Genomic DNA, 19,002 nt, shown 5'->3' with positions numbered 1-19,002 from the left:
GGCCTACGCTGGAGGCATGCCGAGGCAGATGACGTGGGACGCCGCCGCGCCCGCACCCGTCGTGCTCGTCTCCGGCAAGGAGGACTACCTCGCGCAGCGCGCGATGCAGCGCATCCGCGCCATCCTCGCCCACGAGGATCCGTCGCTCGAGATCTCCGACATCGAGGCGGACCAGTACGTGCCGGGCACGCTCATCCAGCTCGCGAGCCCCTCGCTGTTCGGCGAGCCCCGCCTCATCCGCGTGACGCGCGTGCAGGCGACGACCGACGCCTTCCTCGAGGAGGCGCTCGCGTACGTCGCCGAGCCCGTGCCCGACACGACGCTCGTGCTGCGCCACGACGGCTCGAGCGTCCGAGGCAAGCGGCTGCTCGACGCCGTGCGGAAGGCGCACGTCGAGGTGCCGTGCCTGCCGATCACGAAGGACGCCGATCGCATCGCCTTCGCGCGCGCCGAGATCCAGGCGGAGGGTCGCACGGTGACGCAGGGCGCGCTCAAGGCGCTCGCGGAGGCGTTCTCGAAGGACCTCGGCGAGCTCGCCGCCGCATGCAACCAGCTCGTGCAGGACACGCAGGGCGAGATCAGCGACGAGACCGTGCGCGAGTACTACGCCGGCCACGTCGAGACGACGGCGTTCGACGTCGCCGACGCCGTCGTGGCCGGCGACGCCGCCGGCGCGCTCGTGCGGCTTCGCCAGGCCGTCGCGTCGGGCGCCGACCCCGTTCCCGTCGTCGCAGCCTTCGCGATGCGCTTCCGGCAGCTCGCGAAGGTCTCCACGAACCACGGCCCGGAGGGCCAGGCGGCGAAGGCGCTGGGCATGGCGCCGTGGCAGGTGCGCAACGCGCGCCGCGACCTGCAGCGCTACTCCGACGACCGGCTCGGCCGTGCGATCGCGCTCATCGCCGAGACGGACCACGCCGTGAAGGGCGCGGCGCGCAGTCCCATGCACGCCCTCGAGCGCATGGTGCGCGTCCTCGCGTCCTGAGGATCGCCGACCCTCGCCTCGCCGCCGCGCGCCCGGGAACGACGAAGGGCCCGTCCTGGCGGACGGGCCCTTGCGTGCGATGCGTGCTCGATCAGAGCGCGGCGACCTGCTTCGCGAGCGCCGACTTGCGGTTGGCGGCCTGGTTGGCGTGGATGACGCCCTTCGAGACGGCCTTGTCGAGCTTGCGGGTGGCCTGCGTGAGGGCGGCCTGCGCGGCGTCCTTGTCGCCGGCGGCGATCGCGGCGCGCGTCGCGCGGACGTGCGTGCGGAGCTCGCTCTTGACGGCGCGGTTGCGCTGCGTCGCCTTCTCGTTGGTGAGGATGCGCTTGATCTGCGACTTGATGTTCGCCATGGTGATTCCTTCGGTCGTGATTGCCTGTGGGGCTGGCGGCCTCGCGAGCGTGGGACTCGGCTCGGCTCGTGGCCCCGGACACGCGATCGCGGAAGAGGGCGCGACGCATGGAAGCCAGCAGGCAACGTTACCAGGGTCGCGGATGCTCCGCCAACGCGCGCGGGCGCGTCGCGCGCGGCGTCATGCGGAGGACGCGCGCACGAGGATCGCGATCACCACGACCACGCCCTCGACGGCCAGGAGCACGGCCGTCGCGCGGACGAGGCCCGGCCCCAGGCGCTCGATCCGCGTCGTCGCGCCCGGGATGCGTCGGTCGAGCTCGGGCGCGCGCATCGGCTCGCTCAGCGGCACGGGGCGCATGCCCCACGGCGCGACGAAGGCGGCGGGGTCGAAGGGCTCGCTCGTCCACGACGCGGCGAGCAGCGACCGCCCGTCGTGGCCGACGAGCACGAATCGCTGCCAGCGCTGGTCGCCGTGCCGCGTCGGCACCATGAACGCCGTCGCGACGACGACGTCGCGCACCTCGGCCCGCGCCACGCGCACGGCCGATCCGAGGATGCGCAGCGCCTCGATGCCGCTCGGGTCGATGCGCAGCGCGACCACCGTGCCGCGTGCGACGGCGACGATCGGCGCGAGCACGAGGGTCGACACCGCCATGACCGCGAGCCCGACGAGCCCGTCGGGCAGCAGCAGGAGGGGCAGCGGCACGACGACGCCCGCGGCGGCGACGACGAGGACGACCCAGACGAGGGCGACCTGCCAGGCCGGCAGCAGTCGGCTCGTGCGGGAGGGCGCGGGCGGCGGCGAGGGATGCACACGGCGACCCTACGGACCACGCCTTCGCACGCACTGGACGCTCGGACTCGTCCCCGCCGGCCCATACGCCCGGGTCGCAGGGACCGCCGGGCTCGCGGGCCCGCCGCGGGTCCGTGAGAGGATGGAGGGTCCGCGCCGTCCCGTGAGCCCCAGGAGCACCGTGCCCCGCTCGTCCACCGCCCTCGAGCCCGCCTCGACCGCGCCCGAGCGCATCCGCAACTTCTGCATCATCGCGCACATCGACCACGGCAAGTCGACGCTCGCCGACCGCATGCTGCAGCTCACGGGCGTCGTGGAGGATCGCGCGATGCGCGCGCAGTACCTCGACCGCATGGACATCGAGCGCGAGCGCGGCATCACGATCAAGTCGCAGGCCGTGCGCATGCCGTGGGACGTCGACGGCACGACGTACGCGCTCAACATGATCGACACCCCGGGCCACGTCGACTTCACCTACGAGGTCTCGCGCTCGCTCGCCGCATGCGAGGGCGCGATCCTGCTCGTCGACGCGGCGCAGGGCATCGAGGCGCAGACCCTCGCGAACCTGTACCTCGCGATGTCGAACGACCTCGAGATCATCCCCGTGCTCAACAAGATCGACCTGCCGGCGGCGGACCCCGAGAAGTACGCGGCGGAGATCGCGGGCCTCATCGGCGGCGACCCCGCCGACGTGCTGCGCGTGTCCGGCAAGACCGGCGAGGGCGTCGAGGCGCTGCTCGACCGCGTCGTCGGCACGATCCCCGCGCCGACGGGCGAGGTCGAGGCCGCGCCGCGCGCCATGATCTTCGACTCCGTCTACGACTCGTATCGCGGCGTCGTGACCTACGTGCGCATGGTGGACGGCACGTTGCGGCCGCGCGACAAGATCCAGATGATGTCGACCGGCACGACGCACGAGCTGCTCGAGATCGGCGTCTCGAGCCCCGAGCCGACGCCGTCGAAGGGCCTGTCGGTCGGCGAGGTGGGCTACCTCATCACTGGCGTGAAGGACGTGCGCCAGTCGAAGGTCGGCGACACGGTGACGACGGCCCGCGGCGCCGCGACCGAGCCGCTGCAGGGCTACGCGGACCCGAAGCCCATGGTCTTCTCGGGCCTGTACCCGATCGACGGCTCCGACTACCCGGACCTGCGCGAGGCGCTCGACAAGCTGAAGCTCTCGGATGCCGCGCTCGTCTACGAGCCCGAGACGTCGGTCGCGCTGGGCTTCGGCTTCCGCTGCGGCTTCCTCGGCCTGCTGCACCTCGAGATCATCTCCGAGCGGCTGCAGCGCGAGTTCGGCCTCGACCTCATCGCGACGGCGCCGAGCGTCGTCTACGAGGTGCGCACGGAGGACAGGAAGGTCGTGACCGTCACGAACCCGTCCGAGTTCCCCGAGGGCAAGATCGACGCCGTCGTCGAGCCGGTCGTCAACGCCACGGTGCTCGCGCCGAAGGACTACGTCGGCGCGATCATGGACCTCTGCCAGACGCGCCGCGGCACGCTGCAGGGCATGGAGTACCTCTCGGAGGACCGCGTCGAGCTGCGCTACCGCCTGCCGCTGGGCGAGATCGTCTTCGACTTCTTCGACCAGCTGAAGTCGCGCACGCAGGGCTACGCGTCGCTCGACTACGAGATCGACGGCACGCAGGAGGCCGACCTCGTCAAGGTCGACATCCTGCTGCAGGGCGACCAGGTCGACGCGTTCAGCGCCATCGTGCACCGCGACAAGGCGTACGCGTACGGCACGCTCATGGCGGGCAAGCTGCGCGAGCTCATCCCGCGCCAGCAGTTCGAGGTGCCGATCCAGGCCGCGATCGGCGCGCGCATCATCGCCCGCGAGACGATCCGCGCCATCCGCAAGGACGTGCTCGCGAAGTGCTACGGCGGCGACATCACCCGCAAGCGCAAGCTGCTCGAGAAGCAGAAGGAGGGCAAGAAGCGCATGAAGATGGTCGGACGCGTCGAGGTGCCCCAGGAGGCGTTCATCGCCGCCCTCTCGACCGGCGAGCGCAAGGAGTCGTAGCGTGGCGCGCATGCGAGACCTCGCCGCACGACCCGCCAACTACGGCATCATCGGCGCGACGGCGCACTTCGACTTCGATCGCTTCCCGCCGAAGGGCTACGAGCTCATCGCGAGGCGCTCGCGCATCGGCCACGGTCGCGCGCGCTACGAGGCCGCCGTCGCGGGCCTGCGCACGTGGCGCGTGCAGCGGCTGTCGGGCATCGAGGTCGACGTGCAGCCGACGACCGATCGCACGACCTACCGACCCGTCGGCTTCGAGGGCAAGGACCCCGCACGCGCCGCCTCGACCGAGGCGCAGCAGGTCTTCGCCGCCGACGGCGAGCCGTTCCTGCAGCCGGGGGACTCGGCGATGCAGCGCATCCGCCTCGGGCCCGTGCAGATCCACGCGCCGATCCGCGTCATCGCGGTGGAGGACGAGGCGACGACGCACGCCGTGATCTTCGGCACCCTCGAGGGGCACCCGGAGTCGGGCGAGGAGCGGATGCTCGTCGAGCTCGCCGAGGACGAGTCGGTCTTCTTCCACCTGCGCGTGCTCGCGAAGCCGCACGCCTGGTGGGCGAGGCTGGGCGGTCCCGTCGCACGCCGCGTGCAGCGCCGCTACCACGAGCGCTACCTCGACGCGCTGCGCCGCATCCGCGTCGACTGATGGGTCGGCTGCCCGACGGCGATGCGGCGCCCGCGGACGGCGCCCTGCCCGCCTCGGCGGCGACGGGCGCCGCGAGCCGCGACCTGGGCGTCTACCTGCACGTGCCGTTCTGCCGCGTCCGCTGCGGCTACTGCGACTTCAACACGTACACCTCGACCGAGCTGCGCGGCGCTCGGCAGGACGACTACGCCGACCAGGCGATCGCCGAGGTGCGCCTGGCTGGACGCGTGCTCGAGGACCTCGCGCAGCACGACGCCGCGGTGCGCCGGCCGATCTCGACGGTCTTCGTCGGCGGCGGCACGCCGACGCTGCTGCCGCCCGGCGACCTCGCCCGCATGCTCGCGGCGGTGCGCGACGAGTGGGGCCTTGGCCCCGGCGCCGAGGTCACGACGGAGGCGAATCCCGACTCGGTGGACGCGGCCGACCTCCGCGCGCTCGCCGACGCCGGCTTCACGCGCGTGAGCCTCGGCATGCAGTCGGTCGTGCCGCACGTGCTCGCCACGCTCGACCGCACGCACGATCCCGAGCGCGTGCCGCGGGTCGTGCGGTGGGCGAAGGACGCCGGCCTCGCCGTGAGCGTCGACCTCATCTACGGCACGCCGGGGGAGTCGCTCGACGACTGGCGACGCTCGCTCGATGCCGCCCTGTCGTACGACGCGGGACACCTGTCGGCCTACGCGCTCATCGTCGAGGAGGGCACGGCGCTCGCCCGGCGCATCCGCCGCGGGGAGGTCGCGCCCGTCGACGACGACCTGCACGCGGCGATGTACGAGGCTGCCGACGCCGCGCTCGCCGGCGCGGGCTACGAGTGGTACGAGGTGTCGAACTGGGCGCGCGACGGGGCCGTCTCGAGGCACAACCTCGCGTACTGGCTCGGCCACGACTGGTGGGGCGTCGGCCCTGGCGCGCACAGCCACGTGGGCGGCGTGCGGTGGTGGAACGTCAAGCATCCCGCCGCCTACGCGCAGCGGCTCGCGACCGGCCTGTCGCCGGCCCTCGCACGGGAGGTGCTCGACGAGGGCACGCGTCGCGTCGAGCGCGTGCTGCTCGAGACCCGCATCCGCGACGGGCTGCCGACCGAGGCGCTCGAGGGCGCGGCCCGCGCGGAGGTCGCCGGGCTCATCGCCGACGGCCTCGTCGACGGCGCCGCCGCCGTGCGCGGCCGCGTGGTGCCGACGCTCCGCGGCCGGCTCCTCGCCGACGCCATCGTCCGCCGCCTCACCGCCGCCGACTGACCGCGGCGGCGACACGACGAAGGGCACCCCGTGCGGGGTGCCCTTCGTCGAGCGCAGTCGATCGCGCTACTTGATGATGCGCCAGTTGAACGGGTAGCGGTACGAGCCGCCGCCGTTCACGCGGACGCCGCCGATGATGGCGAAGATGATGCCGACGATCGGGGCTGCGAAGACGATCAGGTAGAGGATCGACGCGAGCCCGAAGGTGATGGCCGTGAGGATGCTCACGACGATCGAGCCGCCGACGGTGATGATCGTCATGAGGAGCTGGAAGTTCAGCGCCTCCTTCGACTCCTGGCGGACGAACGGGCTGCGGTCCTTGTACATCAGGAACACGATGAGCGGACCGAGCCAGCCGAGCGAGACGACCCAGAGGATGCCGCCGAGGTGGCCGAACATCGCCCACTGCTTCTCGTCCTGCGGGCTCATGGGCGCACCTGCGGGCGCGCCGTACTGGGGCTGGCCGGGGGCGCCGTACTGGGGAGCGCCGTAGGGAGCCTGCTGGCCGGGTGCGCCGTAGGGCTGCTGCCCGGGTGCGCCGTAGGGCTGCTGGCCGGCACCGGGCTGCGGCGGGACCGCGCCGGGGGCGGGGCTGGAGAAGGGCTGCGCGGGCTCGCCGGGTGCGGGCGCCGGGGCAGGCGTCCCCTGGCCGGGCGCGCCGAACTGGGGAGCCTGGGGCTCGTCCGGCGTCGCGGCGGGGCCGTTGGGGTCGGTCATGGTCGAACCTCTCGATCACGGGTGCCGGAACTGGCTGGACCCATCATGCTCGCACCCGGCTGGGAACGCACCCACGGTCGCGGTAGGATTGGCAGTCCGAAGTGGCGAGTGCCAGACGAGGGGGGACGATGGTCACGGATCGCGGCCTCGAGGTCCTGCGGGCGATCGTGCAGGACTACGTCGCCTCCAGCGAGCCCGTCGGGTCGAAGTCCATCGTCGAGCGCCACTCCTTCGGGGTGAGCGCGGCGACGATCCGCAACGACATGGCCCTGCTCGAAGAGGCAGAGCTCATCGTCGCGCCGCACACCTCCTCCGGCCGCATCCCCACCGACAAGGGCTACCGCGTGTTCGTCGACCGGCTGCAGGGCATGCAGCCGCTGTCGCCGGCGCAGCGCCAGGCCATCGCCCGCTTCCTCGGCGAGGCCGACGACCTCGACGACGTCATGGCGCGCTCCGTTCGCCTGCTGTCGCAGCTGACGAACCAGGTCGCGCTCGCGCAGTACCCTTCGGTCGCGAAGGCGCGGGTGCGCCGCATCGAGGTCGTGCAGCTCGCGCAGTCGCGGCTGCTGCTCGTCGTCATCCTCGACTCCGGCCGCGTCGAGCAGCGCACGGTCGACGCCGGCCAGCAGCTCGAGGCCACCGATGCGCAGGCCATCGGCCGCGCGCTCGACGATGCCGTCGGCGGCAAGCCGACGACGGAGGCGGAGGGTGCGCTCGTCGCCGTCGTCGACGGCGCGGCGCCCGCCGTGGCCACGGCGACGCAGCGGCTCGTCGCCGCGCTCGGCGAGGTGCTCGAGCCGACCGCGGGCGACCGGCTCGTCATCGCCGGCGCCTCGCACCTCGTGCGCGGCGCCGCCGACATGGGCTCGCTGACGCTCGTGCTCGAGGCCATCGAGGAGCAGGTCACGCTGCTGCGGCTCTTCGGCGAGATGGACGCGGAGGAGCGGTCGGTCGCGACGCGCATCGGCCGCGAGATGACGCACGGGCTCGAGGAGACGTCGATCGTCACGGGCGCCTACGGCGCCGGCGGGCACGAGGCCGGCCGCGTCGGCGTGCTCGGCCCCACCCGCATGGACTACGCATCGAACATGGCAGCCGTTCGCGCCGTCGCGCGGTACCTCACCCGGCTGCTCGACGACGAGGAGCGATGAGCGATCACTACGAGGTCCTGGGCGTGCCCCGCGAGGCCAGCCAGGACGACATCAAGCGCGCGTACCGGAGGCTCGCTCGGCAGCTGCACCCCGACGTGAACCCGTCGGCGGAGGCCGCGGAGCGGTTCAAGGAGGTCACGCACGCCTACGACGTGCTCTCGGACCCGCAGTCGCGCGCGGACTACGACCGCGGCCCGCAGGCGCAGGGCTTCGGGCTCGGGGACATCTTCGAGCAGTTCTTCGGCGGCGGAGGCGGGGGCAGGCAGCCCGGACCGCGTCCGCGCCGGCGCCCCGGGCAGGACTCGCTGCTGCGCATCGACCTCGATCTGCACGACGTCGTCTTCGGCGTCCACAAGGACCTGCGCGTGCAGACCGCCGTGCTCTGCGAGACGTGCGAGGGGCGCTGCACGGCGCCCGGCACGCGCGAGGAGACGTGCGACATCTGCGGCGGCTCGGGCCACGTGCAGCGCCAGGTGCGCTCGCTCCTGGGCACCATGGTCACGAACCAGCCCTGCGGCTCGTGCCAGGGCCACGGCACCGTCATCCCGTACCCGTGCCCGACGTGTGCAGGCCACGGTCGCGTCCGTGCCGAGCGCAGCATCCCCGTCGACGTCCCCGCTGGCGTCGACACGGGCCTGCGCATCCAGCTCCCCGGGCAGGGCGAGGTCGGCGAGGCGGGCGGCGAGCCCGGCACCCTCTTCCTCGAGGTGCACGTCGCGCACCACGACGTCTTCAGCCGCGACGGCGACGACCTGCTCGGCACGCTCGAGGTGTCGATGATCGACGCGGCGCTCGGCACGGAGGCGACGATCGAGTCGATCGACGGACCCGTGACGGTCTCGGTCGAGCCGGGCACGCAGTCGGCGGACGTGCTCACCGTCGTCGGTCGCGGCGTCGGGAGGCTGCGCGGCTCGGGCCGCGGCGACCTGCGCCTGGGCGTGCAGGTCGTCACGCCCACGCGGCTCGACCGCAAGGCGCAGGACCTGCTCCAGCAGCTGCGGGACCGCACGAAGCCGCCCGCGCCGCGCATGGCGCAGTTCCAGCAGGGGCTGTTCTCGAAGCTGCGCGATCGGTTCCTGCGCTTCTGATGGCCCACTGCTACTACGTCGACGCGCTCGAGGGCGCGGTCGGCGAGCGCGTGCGACTCGGCCCCGAGGACGCGCGGCACGCCGCGACCGTGAGCCGCGCACGCGTGGGCGAGACGGTGCTCGTGGGCGACGGCCGCGGCACGCTCGCGACCGCGAGGTTCGTCGAGGTGCGCCCCGAGGTCGTGCTCGAGGTCTCCGACGTGCGCCGCGAGCGCGTGCCGAGCCCCCGCATCGGCCTCGCGCAGGCGCTCGCGAAGGGCGACCGCGACGAGCTGGCGATCCAGGCGGCGACGGAGCTCGGCGTCGACCTCGTCGTGCCGTGGCAGGCGTCCCGATCGATCGTGACGTGGAAGGGGGAGCGCGGCGCGAAGGCGCTCGCCCGCTGGCGCACCATCGTGCGCGAGGCGGGCAAGCAGTCGCTGCGCGCCCACGTGCCCGAGGTGGCCGAGCCCGTCGGCACGGCGCAGCTCGCGGCGCTCGGCGATCGGATGCGGCTCGTCGTGCTCGATCCGACCGCGGAGGCCTCGCTCGCGAGCGTGGAGCCCGACGGCCGCGACCTCCTGCTCGTCGTCGGCCCCGAGGGCGGCATCGCGCCCGACGAGCTCGAGCGGCTCGGCGGCGAGCGCGTCGCGATGGGCCCCCACGTCGTGCGCACCTCCACCGCGGGACCCGCGGCCATCGCCGCCCTCGCGGCCAGGTGGCGCTGGTGACGCGCGAGTACGCTGGAGCCATGGCCGACAAGACCGTCTTCGAGCGCATCGTCGATCGCGAGATCCCCGCCGAGATCGTGCTCGAGGACGACGACCTCATCGCCTTCACCGACATCGCGCCGAAGGCCGAGATGCACGTGCTCGTCGTGCCGAAGACGGCGCGCTACCGCGACGTCGTCGAGCTCGCCGCCGGCGACCCCGAGCTGCTCGCCGCCATGGTGCGGGCCGCGCGGGCCATCGCGCTCGAGCGCGCCGACGGCGACTTCCGCCTCGTGTTCAACACGGGCGAGCAGGCCGGCCAGACCGTCTTCCACGTCCACGCCCACGTCCTCGCGGGCGCCGACCTCACCGAGGAGTCCCTTGCCTGACGCACATGCCGAGCTCGAGGTCGACGGCATCCAGATGGTGCGACTGCTCGGGCCGCAGGATCGTCTGCTCACGAGGCTCGAGCGGGAGTACCCCGAGGTCACCGTCGCCGTGCGCGGCAACCAGGTGACGTTCGACGGCGATCCGGAGCAGGTCGACCAGGCCTCGCGCCTCGTGCGCGAGCTCGCCGACCTCGTGCAGGGCGGCGTCGACCTCGGGCAGTCCGAGGTCGGCGAGGGCGCCCGGCTCATCCGCGAGGACTCGCCGCGCACGCTCGCGGACGTCGCGGGCGACGCGATCCTCACGACGGGCCGCAAGAGCATCCGAGCGAAGACGGAGGGTCAGCGCGCGTACGTCGACGCCATCGGCCAGCACACGATCGTCTTCGGCATCGGCCCCGCGGGCACCGGCAAGACCTACCTCGCGATGGCGAAGGCCGTGCAGGCGCTGCAGCGGCGCGAGGTGCAGCGCATCATCCTGACGCGGCCCGCCGTCGAGGCCGGCGAGCGGCTCGGCTTCCTGCCCGGCACGCTCACCGACAAGATCGACCCCTACCTGCGGCCGCTGTACGACGCGCTCAACGAGATGATGGATCCCGAGCTCGTGCCGAAGCTGCTCGCGACGGGCGTCGTCGAGGTCGCGCCGCTCGCGTACATGCGCGGCCGCACGCTCAACGACGCGTTCGTCATCCTCGACGAGGCGCAGAACACGACGCCCGAGCAGATGAAGATGTTCCTCACGCGCCTGGGCTTCGGCTCGCGCATGATCGTGACGGGCGACATCACGCAGGTCGACCTGCCCGAGGGCACGAGCGGCCTGCAGGTCGCGAGCCGCGTGCTCGGCGGGATCGACGACATCCACTTCGCGCAGCTCACGAGCGCCGACGTCGTGCGCCACACGCTCGTCGGTCGCATCGTCGACGCCTACACGGCGCACGAGGCGCGCGTCATGGCGCAGGAGGGCGGCACGCGCGAGCAGCGCCGCGAGCACCTGCAGCGGCGGGGTCGTCGATGAGCGTCGAGGTGCTGAACGAGTCGGGCGTCGCCGTCGACGAGGCGCGGCTGTCGCGCCTCGTGTCGTTCGACCTCGAGGCGCTCTTCGTGCACTCGGAGGCCGAGGTGAGCATCGTGCTCGTCGACGTCGCCGCCATGGAGCAGCTGCACGTGCAGTGGATGGACGAGCCCGGCCCGACCGACGTGCTGTCGTTCCCGATGGACGAGCTGCGCCCGGGCACCGCCGACCGGCCGACGCCCGCGGGGCTGCTCGGCGACATCGTGCTGTGCCCGCAGGTCGCCGAGGCGCAGGCGGCGGAGGCCGGGCACTCGCTCATGGCGGAGCTCGAGCTGCTCACGACCCACGGCATGCTGCACCTGCTGGGCTTCGACCACGCGGAGCCGGCCGAGCGCGACGAGATGTTCGCGCTGCAGGACGAGCTGCTGCAGCGCTTCCGAGCCGCCGATGCTTGAGCTGTCGCTCTTCGCGGTCGCCGCCGTCCTCGTCGTCATCGGCGCCTGGCTCGCCGCGTGCGACGCCGCGCTGTCGGTCACGAGCACGCGCGACCTGCAGGAGATGGCGACCGAGTCGCGGCGCGGCGGATCGCTCGAGGGCATCGCGCACGACCTCACGGGCCACGTCATGGTCGTGCAGTTCGGTCGCATCCTCTTCGAGACGACCGCGGCCGTGCTGCTGACGATCGGGCTCACGCGACTGCTCGACTGGTGGTGGGCGCTCGTCGTCGCGGTGGCGATCATGGCCGTGACGTCGTTCATCCTCGTCGGATCGAGCCCGCGCGCCGTCGGTCGCACGAACGCCCGCACGCTCCTGCGGCTGTCGGCCGGACCCATCCGCGCCCTGCGCGTCCTCTTCGGCCCCATCGCGACGCTCGTGCTCGCGGTCGGCGACCGGGTCACGCCGGGCCGTCAGCGCGAGACGGCGTTCACGAGCGAGGAGCAGCTGCTGTCGATGGTCGACGAGGCCACGACGCGCTCCGTGCTCGAGGAGGACGACCGCGAGCTCATCCACTCGATCTTCGAGTTCAACGCGACCTACGTGCGCGAGGTCATGGTGCCGCGCACCGACATGATCGTCGCGGAGTCGGACATGACCGCCGAGGAGGCGCTGCGCCGCTTCCTCGAATCGGGGCTCTCGCGCATGCCGGTCGCGGGGGAGTCGCTCGACGAGATCGAGGGCATCCTCTACCTCCGCGACGTCGTGCGCAGCCGCACGATGCGCCCCGACGAGCACGAGACCGCGCGCTCGCTCGCCCGCGTCGCCCTCTTCGTGCCCGAGTCGAAGAAGGCCGACGACACGCTCGCGCACATGCAGGCGGAGCGCGTGCACGTCGCCATGGTCGTCGACGAGTACGGCGGCATCGCCGGGCTCGTGACGCTCGAGGACCTCATCGAGGAGCTCATCGGCGACATCCACGACGAGCACGACCGCACGGGCGCGGAGGCCGTCGCGCTCGCGGACGGCACGTACCTCGTGTCCGCGCGCCTGCAGATCGACGAGCTCGGCGACCTCTTCGACCTGACGCTCGACGACGACGACGTCGACTCCGTCGGCGGCCTGCTGCAGAAGGAGCTCGGCCGCATCGCCGAGGTCGGCGACGTCGTCGAGGCGCACGGGCTGCGCCTCGCGGTCGAGCGGATCGACGGTCGCGGACGCGAGGCGGGGCGCGTGCGCGTCGAGCGCCTCGCCCCGGCGGAGGTGGAGGCCGAGTGACGCATCGCAGCGGATTCGTGACGTTCGTGGGCAGGCCGAACGCCGGCAAGTCGACGCTCATGAACGCCCTCGTCGGCGAGAAGGTCGCCATCACCTCCTCGAAGCCGCAGACGACGCGACGCGCCATCCGCGGCATCGTGCACCGCGACGAGGCGCAGATCGTCATCGTCGACACGCCTGGCATGCACAAGCCCCGCACGCTGCTGGGCAAGCGGCTGAACGCCGTCGTGCAGACGACGCTCGGCGACGTCGACGTCATCTGCCTGTGCGTGCCCGCGAACGAGCGACTCGGCCCCGGCGATCGCTTCATCGACCAGCAGCTGGACGGCTTCCCGAATGCGCGCAAGGTCGCGATCGTCACGAAGGTCGACGCCGCGTCGAAGGAGCGCATCGCCGAGCAGCTGCTCGAGGTGTCGGCCCTGCGCGAGTGGGATGCGGTCATCCCGCTCTCGTCGGTGTCGGGCTCGCAGCTCGACGTGCTGCTCGACGAGCTCGCGCGGCTGCTGCCCGAGGCGCCGCCGCTCTACGACGCCGAGACGTCGACCGAGGAGCGGCTCGACGACCGCATCGCCGAGCTCATCCGCGAGGCGGCGCTCGAGGACGTGCGCGACGAGCTGCCGCACTCGATCATCGTCACGGTCGACGACGTCGTCGCCCGCGAGGACAAGCCCATCACGGACGTGTACGCGAACCTCTGGGTCGAGCGCGACAGCCAGAAGGGCATCGTCATCGGCCGCGGCGGCGAGCGCCTGCGCCGCATCGGCAAGGACGCGCGCGCCGAGATCGAGGCGCTCGTGGGGCAGCAGGTGCACCTCGACCTTCGGGTGAAGATCGCCAAGGAGTGGCAGGGCGACCCCAAGCAGCTGGGACGCTTCGGGCTCTGACGCGGGTCGAGGGCGCGCATCGCGTCCCGTCGTCGCCGTGCGCCGGCCTCGACACCCGACGAACCCTCGAAGAAGTTCGAGGATCGCTCAGCCCTCATGGCGAGCACTCTCAGGATAGCGATGCGAGCCGCGCGATGGCAGGGATCCCTCGATGCGCACGGAGTGCTCGTCGGAACCCACGAATCCGGCGCGAATCGGGAATGCGCGCCCGCAGGATCGACGGAACGCCCGGCACCACGCGCCGGACGAGTCGACGAGAGGATCCCATCCCCATGAGACGCAGCATCCAGGCCATCACCACCGCGACGCTCGCAGGCGCCCTGCTGGCGTTCGGCAGCGGCATGGCGGTCGCAGCACCCGCCCCGGCCGCGAGCGACGTCGAGACGCACAGCGTGAGCGCCGCCGAGGCGGCGGAGGCGGCGACCGCGTGGAGCCCCGAGCGCATGGAGGCGGCCGCGCCGGCCGACGACCTCGTGCTCGACCAGGTCGGCCAGCTCGACCCGAACCCGGCGCCCGACGGCGAGGCCACGACGTACGCGGGCGAGCAGCCCGTGCTGCTCGCGACGCAGGTGAACCCCATCGCGCACATCGGCAAGGTGTTCTTCACGCTCGGCGGCCAGGACTACGTGTGCTCGGCGAACTCCGTGACCTCCGCGAACGGCAGCACCGTCTCCACCGCCGGCCACTGCCTCAACGAGGGCCCGGGCGCCTTCGCGTCGGAGTTCATCTTCGTGCCGGCCTACCAGAACGGCTCCGCGCCGTACGGCCAGTGGCCGGCCGTCGAGCTCGTCGCTCCCACGCAGTGGACGAACGGCGGCGACATCGACTACGACACCGGCTTCGCGGTCGTCGCGACCCAGGGCGGTCGCACCCTCAGCGCGACGGTGGGCGCCTCCGGCGTCTCGTTCAACCAGTCGACAGGCCTGTCGTACACGCTCTACGGCTACCCGGCGGCGAGCCCGTTCACGGGCGAGACGCTGCAGCGCTGCGCCGGCTCGGCGTCGCCCGACCGTCTCGGTGGCACGACGTCGCAGGGCGTCTCGTGCGACATGACCGGCGGTTCCTCGGGCGGCCCCTGGTTCGTCGGCTCGGGCTCGAACGGGGTGCAGAACTCGGTGAACAGCTTCGGCTACAACTCGCAGCCGGGCGTCATGTACGGCCCGTACTGGGGCTCCGTGATCCAGAGCGCGTATCAGTCGGCGCAGGGCTGACGCCGCGCGACGCGGCAGGGAGGGGGTCGGCGTCCGCCGGCCCCCTCCTCTCGTGCGCCGGGGCGTCGTCCGAGCGGATGATTCCCGCGGCCGCAGCATCGGCTCGGGCCGCGGCGGCCGTAGCGTGATGGGGTGATCCGCTCCGTCTCCCGCGCGCAGCTGACGTTCGACGTCGTGCTGGCGCTCGTGCTGGGGATCCTGCTGGGCGGCCCCTCCGTGCTCGTCAGCGTGTCGAGCCCGGAGCTGCCGTGGGTCGTGCTCGTGGGGCTCGCGTTCGGCGCCCTCGTCGCCCTGCGCCGCGTGGCGCCGATGCTCACGCTGCTCGCAGGGCTCGCGATGGGCGTCGCGTTCGTCGCCGCCGACCTCACGGCGCTGTCGCCGCTGTGGTTCCAGGTGCTCGTGCTGCTCTACACCGTCGGGCGCTGGTGCGACGGGCTGCAGCGCGGGCTCGGCGCCATCGTCGCCGTGCTCGGCGCGAGCCTCGTCGGGCTCTGGTTCGTGCGCTTCGGCTACGGCGTGGGCGCGTCGGGCTCGCCGCTCGAGATCCTGCTGCCCTTCGGCCTCGGCACGTTCGGCTTCGCGCTGCTGTTCGGGCTCGCGCTCGTCTCGGGCATCCTCGTCGCGGAGATCGTCCGCAGCCAGTCGCTCGCTCGCGAGACGCGCGTCGAGCGGGAGCGCGCCGAGGTGGAGCAGGAGCGCGCCGGCATCGCGCGCGACATGCACGACGTCGTCGCGCACTCGCTCGCCGTGGTCATCGCGCAGGCGAACGGCGCGCGCTACGCGGGTGCGGTGGAGGCGAAGGACGAGAGCCTGCAGCAGATCGCGCAGACCGCGTCGGCGGCCCTCGGCGACGTGCGCGGGCTGCTCGAGCGCCTGCGCCACGCGCAGGCCGCCGACCCCGCCGCGTCGCTCGCGACGCTGCCGGCGCTCGTGCAGCGCGTGCGCGCCGCGGGGCTCGCCGTCGAGGTGCGCGAGCAGGGCGCCCCGGGGCCGCTGCCGCAGAGCGTCGAGATCGCCGCCTACCGCATCGTGCAGGAGGCGCTCACGAACGCGCTGCGCCACGGCGACCGCACGCATCCCGTGCTCGTGACCATCGTGCACGGCCAGCACCTCGAGCTCGCGGTGCGCAACGCGCTGCGGCAGGCGCCCGGCGACCCCGGCCACGGGCTCGTGGGCATGCGCGAGCGTGCGAGGATCGCCGGAGGGCACGTCGACGTCGGGATCTCCGGCGGCGCCTGGATCGTCCGGGCCGTGCTGCCGCGTCAGGAGGCCTCCGCATGATCCGCGTGCTGCTCGTCGACGACCAGGCGCTGTTTCGCAGCGGCATGCGCATGCTCGTCGACTCCCAGCGCGACCTCGAGGTCGTGGGGGAGGCGGGCGACGGCCGGGAGGCGGTGCGCGAGACGCTGCGGCTGCGGCCGGACATCGTCCTCATGGACGTGCGCATGCCCGTGCTCGACGGCATCGACGCCACCGCCGAGATCGTCGCCGCCGGCTCCGAGGCGCGCGTCGTCGTGCTCACGACGTTCGACCTCGACGAGGCCGTCGCACGTGCGCTGCGCGCCGGCGCGAGCGGCTTCCTGCTGAAGGACGCCGACCCCGAGCTCGTGCTCGCGACCATCCGCGCCGTGCAGGGCGGCGGCGAGGTCGTCGCGGCGTCGGCGACGCGGCAGCTGCTCGCGCGTCACGCCGAGGCGCCCGCGGCGCCGCCCGCGGCGCTCGCGACCCTCACGCCCCGCGAGCACGAGATCCTGCTGCAGGTCGCGCGCGGACTGTCGAACGCCGAGATCGCACGCAGCGAGTTCGTCTCGGAGACGACCGTGAAGACGCACGTCTCCCGCATGCTGCAGAAGCTCGAGCTGCGCGACCGCGTGCAGGCCGTCGTCTTCGCGCACGCGCACGGCCTCGTCTAGCGGCGGACGGCGCGGGCGCCCACCTCATCCGCTCGGAGGACGAGGACGGCACGCGCGGACGACGCGGGCCGCAGGCTGCGCCGCTGGAATGGAGGCATGCACTCCACCCCAGCTCTCCGCCTCACCGACGTCACCCGCCGCTACGGCTCCGGCGACGCGGCCGTCGTCGCGCTCGATCGCGCGTCCCTCTCGATCGACCCCGGCGAGTTCGTCGCCATCATGGGGCCGTCCGGCTCGGGCAAGTCGACGCTCATGCACCTCGCGGCGGGGCTCGACGCCCCCACGTCCGGCTCGGTGTGCATCGGCGACGCCGAGCTCGTGGGCCTCGACGACGCCGCGCTGACGCGCCTGCGTCGCGATCGGGTCGGCTTCGTCTTCCAGGCCTTCAACCTCGTGCCGACCCTCTCGGCCCGCGACAACATCCGCCTGCCGTTCGACCTCGCCGGCCGTCGCGCCGACGACGCGCTCATCGACCTGCTCGTGTCGTGGCTCGGGCTCGAGAGCCGCATCGACCACCGACCCGGCGAGCTCTCCGGCGGCCAGCAGCAGCGCGTCGCGATCGCCCGCGCGCTCGCGACGCGCCCCGCGATCGTCTTCGCCGACGAGCCGACCGGCAACCTCGACTCCCGCACCGCGGAGGACGTGCTCGAGATCCTGCAGCGGGCGGCGCGCGAGCACGGGCAGGCGATCTGCATGGTGACGCACGACGCCGTCGCGGCCGAGGCGGCCGACCGCGTCGTGCTGCTCGCCGACGGCCGCATCCGCGGCGACGAGCGCGGCCTCGACCGCGCCCGGATCGCCGAGCGGATGCTGCGGCTGCAGGAGCGTGCGGCATGAGCCGCGCGCATCTGCCCACCGTCGCGGTCACGGCGGTCGCCGCGTGCTTCGCGGTGCTGCTCACGAGCGTGACCGAGATGCTCTTCACGCTCGTGCTCGCCTCGCGGCTCCTCGCCGCGGGGGCTGCGCCCTTCCTGGCCGCCATCGCCGTCGTGTGCCTCACGATCGTCGCGATGGTCGTCGCCGCGATCGTGACGCGCACGACGGTGCAGCACGTCGTCGAGGAGCAGCGCGCGCTCATCGCGCTGCGACGCCTGCTCGGCGCCTCGCAGGCGCAGGAGCGCTCGCGCGTGCTGCGCTCGTCGCTCGTCGCCGGCGTCGCCGGCACGCTCGGCGGCGCGCTCGTCGGCATCGGGCTCGGCGTGGCCGTGCAGCTCGCGCTCGCCGCCTCGGGGGCGGTCGTCGGCGCCCAGGTGCGGGCGCTGCCGCCCACCGCGATCGTGCCCGTCGTCGGCATCGCCCTCGCCGTCGCCGCCATCGCGCGATCGGGCACGCGCGGCGTGCTCGAGGTCACGCCCATCGAGGCGCTCGGCGCCGCGGGCGCCCAGCCGCGCCGCGCCGCGCGACCCGTCGCGGCGCTCGTCCTCCTCGGGCTCGCCGCGGCGATCCTCGCGACGGCGATCGCGCTCGGCTCCGTCACCCCGCTGGCGATCCTCGTCGCGGTCGTCGGCGGCGTGCTGCTCGCGAGCGGCATCGTCCTCGTCGCACCCGCGGCGCTCGTCCCGGTGCTCGGCGCGGTCGGGCGACTGCTCGGACGCTCGGTGCCCGCACGCGCCGCGGTGCGGTCGGCCCAGGACGCGCGTGAACGCTCGAGCGGCCTCGTCCTGTCGCTCATGGTCGGCGTCGCGACCGTCGTGCTGCTCGCGACCGCAGGCGGGACGCTGCGCGACGCGCTCGTCGCCATCGAGCGAGACCCCGCCTACGTCGCCGAGATCACCCGCATCGTCGACGGCGTCGTGCTCGCCCTCGGCATCCTCGTCGGGTCGTCGGCCGTCGTCGCCGTCCTCGGCTTCGTCACGAGCATGCTCACGGCCGTCCGCCAGCGCACGCGGGAGATCGGACTCCTGCGGGCGCTCGGGATGACGAGCCGTCAGGTGCGCGCGATGGTCACGGCCGAGACCGTCGCGATCGCGATCGTCGCGCTCGTCGGCGGGCTCGCGCTCGGCATCGGGCTCGGCTGGGTCGCGGCGTGGACGCTGCTCGGATCCTCGTGGGGCATCGGCCCCATCGTGCCGTCGGTCTCGCCCTGGCTCGTCGCCGGCGCCGCGGTCGCGGCGGGCGTCGTCGCGCTCGTCGCCGCCGCGCCGGCGACGTCGCGCGCGCGCCGCATCGCGCCCATCGAGGCGCTCCGCGTCGCCTGACGCGCGT

20 protein-coding genes are annotated in these 19,002 nt (G+C 73.3%); 17 read left to right on the top strand and 3 right to left on the bottom strand.

Going from position 1 to position 19,002, the window contains the following annotated elements:
• Window positions 1-16: 16 nt before the first annotated feature.
• Window positions 17-982, top strand: a complete 966-nt coding sequence (gene holA / locus C1N71_RS08485) for a DNA polymerase III subunit delta (RefSeq protein ID WP_137755992.1) — start codon at window positions 17-19, stop codon at window positions 980-982.
• Between the two features lie 91 nt (window positions 983-1,073).
• On the opposite strand, the gene rpsT is transcribed toward holA, so the two are convergent.
• Window positions 1,074-1,334, bottom strand: coding sequence for a 30S ribosomal protein S20 (rpsT, locus tag C1N71_RS08480; RefSeq protein WP_137755991.1), 261 nt, complete (start codon window positions 1,332-1,334; stop codon window positions 1,074-1,076).
• Between the two features lie 180 nt (window positions 1,335-1,514).
• Entirely contained in the window at window positions 1,515-2,150 is a 636-nt protein-coding gene (locus tag C1N71_RS08475; protein ID WP_137755990.1) for a hypothetical protein, read from the bottom strand.
• Between the two features lie 160 nt (window positions 2,151-2,310).
• Here C1N71_RS08475 and lepA point away from each other — a divergent pair, with 160 nt between their 5' ends.
• The 3 genes from lepA to hemW are packed head-to-tail and all read left to right on the top strand — an operon-like array spanning window position 2,311 to window position 6,033.
• Window positions 2,311-4,152 carry a translation elongation factor 4 gene (lepA, locus tag C1N71_RS08470; protein ID WP_254677951.1) on the top strand — a complete coding sequence of 614 codons (1,842 nt, stop codon included), beginning with the start codon at window positions 2,311-2,313 and terminating at the stop codon, window positions 4,150-4,152.
• Between the two features lie 10 nt (window positions 4,153-4,162).
• The gene (locus C1N71_RS08465) at window positions 4,163-4,798 is read left to right on the top strand and encodes a DUF1990 family protein (RefSeq protein WP_137755988.1); all 636 of its coding nucleotides are present in this window, start codon (window positions 4,163-4,165) and stop codon (window positions 4,796-4,798) included.
• Entirely contained in the window at window positions 4,798-6,033 is a 1,236-nt protein-coding gene (gene hemW / locus C1N71_RS08460) for a radical SAM family heme chaperone HemW (protein WP_441297035.1), read from the top strand. Before C1N71_RS08465 ends, hemW begins: the two co-directional genes overlap by 1 nt.
• A 66-nt stretch (window positions 6,034-6,099) precedes the next feature.
• Here the strand turns inward: hemW and C1N71_RS08455 are convergent, their stop codons facing one another.
• Window positions 6,100-6,750: a DUF4870 domain-containing protein gene (locus tag C1N71_RS08455; RefSeq protein WP_137755987.1), complete on the bottom strand. Its 651-nt coding sequence runs from the start codon at window positions 6,748-6,750 to the stop codon at window positions 6,100-6,102.
• Between the two features lie 128 nt (window positions 6,751-6,878).
• Between C1N71_RS08455 and hrcA the strand changes: the two genes are divergently transcribed.
• From hrcA to C1N71_RS08390, 13 genes are all read left to right on the top strand, one after another.
• Entirely contained in the window at window positions 6,879-7,901 is a 1,023-nt protein-coding gene (gene hrcA, locus C1N71_RS08450; protein ID WP_137755986.1) for a heat-inducible transcriptional repressor HrcA, read from the top strand.
• Window positions 7,898-8,989 carry a DnaJ C-terminal domain-containing protein gene (locus tag C1N71_RS08445; RefSeq protein WP_137755985.1) on the top strand — a complete coding sequence of 364 codons (1,092 nt, stop codon included), beginning with the start codon at window positions 7,898-7,900 and terminating at the stop codon, window positions 8,987-8,989. Before hrcA ends, C1N71_RS08445 begins: the two co-directional genes overlap by 4 nt.
• Entirely contained in the window at window positions 8,989-9,699 is a 711-nt protein-coding gene (locus tag C1N71_RS08440; protein WP_137755984.1) for a 16S rRNA (uracil(1498)-N(3))-methyltransferase, read from the top strand. Before C1N71_RS08445 ends, C1N71_RS08440 begins: the two co-directional genes overlap by 1 nt.
• A 20-nt stretch (window positions 9,700-9,719) precedes the next feature.
• The gene (locus tag C1N71_RS08435) at window positions 9,720-10,067 is read left to right on the top strand and encodes an HIT domain-containing protein (protein ID WP_137755983.1); all 348 of its coding nucleotides are present in this window, start codon (window positions 9,720-9,722) and stop codon (window positions 10,065-10,067) included.
• 34 nt (window positions 10,068-10,101) lie between these two features.
• Window positions 10,102-11,079: a PhoH family protein gene (locus C1N71_RS08430; RefSeq protein WP_137757272.1), complete on the top strand. Its 978-nt coding sequence runs from the start codon at window positions 10,102-10,104 to the stop codon at window positions 11,077-11,079.
• A complete protein-coding gene (gene ybeY, locus C1N71_RS08425; protein ID WP_137755982.1) occupies window positions 11,076-11,531 on the top strand; it encodes an rRNA maturation RNase YbeY in 456 nt (151 codons plus the stop codon). The genes C1N71_RS08430 and ybeY overlap by 4 nt, the downstream gene beginning before the upstream one ends.
• Window positions 11,524-12,789, top strand: a complete 1,266-nt coding sequence (locus C1N71_RS08420) for a hemolysin family protein (protein WP_137755981.1) — start codon at window positions 11,524-11,526, stop codon at window positions 12,787-12,789. Before ybeY ends, C1N71_RS08420 begins: the two co-directional genes overlap by 8 nt.
• On the top strand, window positions 12,786-13,673 hold the full coding sequence (gene era / locus C1N71_RS08415; RefSeq protein WP_137755980.1) for a GTPase Era: 888 nt from the start codon (window positions 12,786-12,788) through the stop codon (window positions 13,671-13,673). The genes C1N71_RS08420 and era overlap by 4 nt, the downstream gene beginning before the upstream one ends.
• Before the next feature lie 272 nt (window positions 13,674-13,945).
• Window positions 13,946-14,884 carry a trypsin-like serine peptidase gene (locus tag C1N71_RS08410; protein ID WP_137755979.1) on the top strand — a complete coding sequence of 313 codons (939 nt, stop codon included), beginning with the start codon at window positions 13,946-13,948 and terminating at the stop codon, window positions 14,882-14,884.
• A 132-nt stretch (window positions 14,885-15,016) separates the two neighbouring features.
• A complete protein-coding gene (locus tag C1N71_RS08405) occupies window positions 15,017-16,165 on the top strand; it encodes a sensor histidine kinase (RefSeq protein WP_137755978.1) in 1,149 nt (382 codons plus the stop codon).
• Complete coding sequence (locus tag C1N71_RS08400; protein WP_137755977.1) at window positions 16,162-16,797, top strand: response regulator; 636 nt, start codon at window positions 16,162-16,164, stop codon at window positions 16,795-16,797. The genes C1N71_RS08405 and C1N71_RS08400 overlap by 4 nt, the downstream gene beginning before the upstream one ends.
• A gap of 96 nt (window positions 16,798-16,893) precedes the next feature.
• Window positions 16,894-17,634: an ABC transporter ATP-binding protein gene (locus tag C1N71_RS08395; protein ID WP_137755976.1), complete on the top strand. Its 741-nt coding sequence runs from the start codon at window positions 16,894-16,896 to the stop codon at window positions 17,632-17,634.
• Window positions 17,631-18,995, top strand: a complete 1,365-nt coding sequence (locus C1N71_RS08390) for an ABC transporter permease (RefSeq protein ID WP_137755975.1) — start codon at window positions 17,631-17,633, stop codon at window positions 18,993-18,995. Before C1N71_RS08395 ends, C1N71_RS08390 begins: the two co-directional genes overlap by 4 nt.
• The last annotated feature ends 7 nt before the right edge of the window (window positions 18,996-19,002 follow it).

It is taken from the genome of Agrococcus sp. SGAir0287 (assembly GCF_005484985.1).
In the GTDB taxonomy this organism is placed as follows: domain Bacteria; phylum Actinomycetota; class Actinomycetes; order Actinomycetales; family Microbacteriaceae; genus Agrococcus.
Note: the sequence above shows the minus strand (reverse complement) of the source record. Positions and strands in the feature narration are given on the sequence as shown.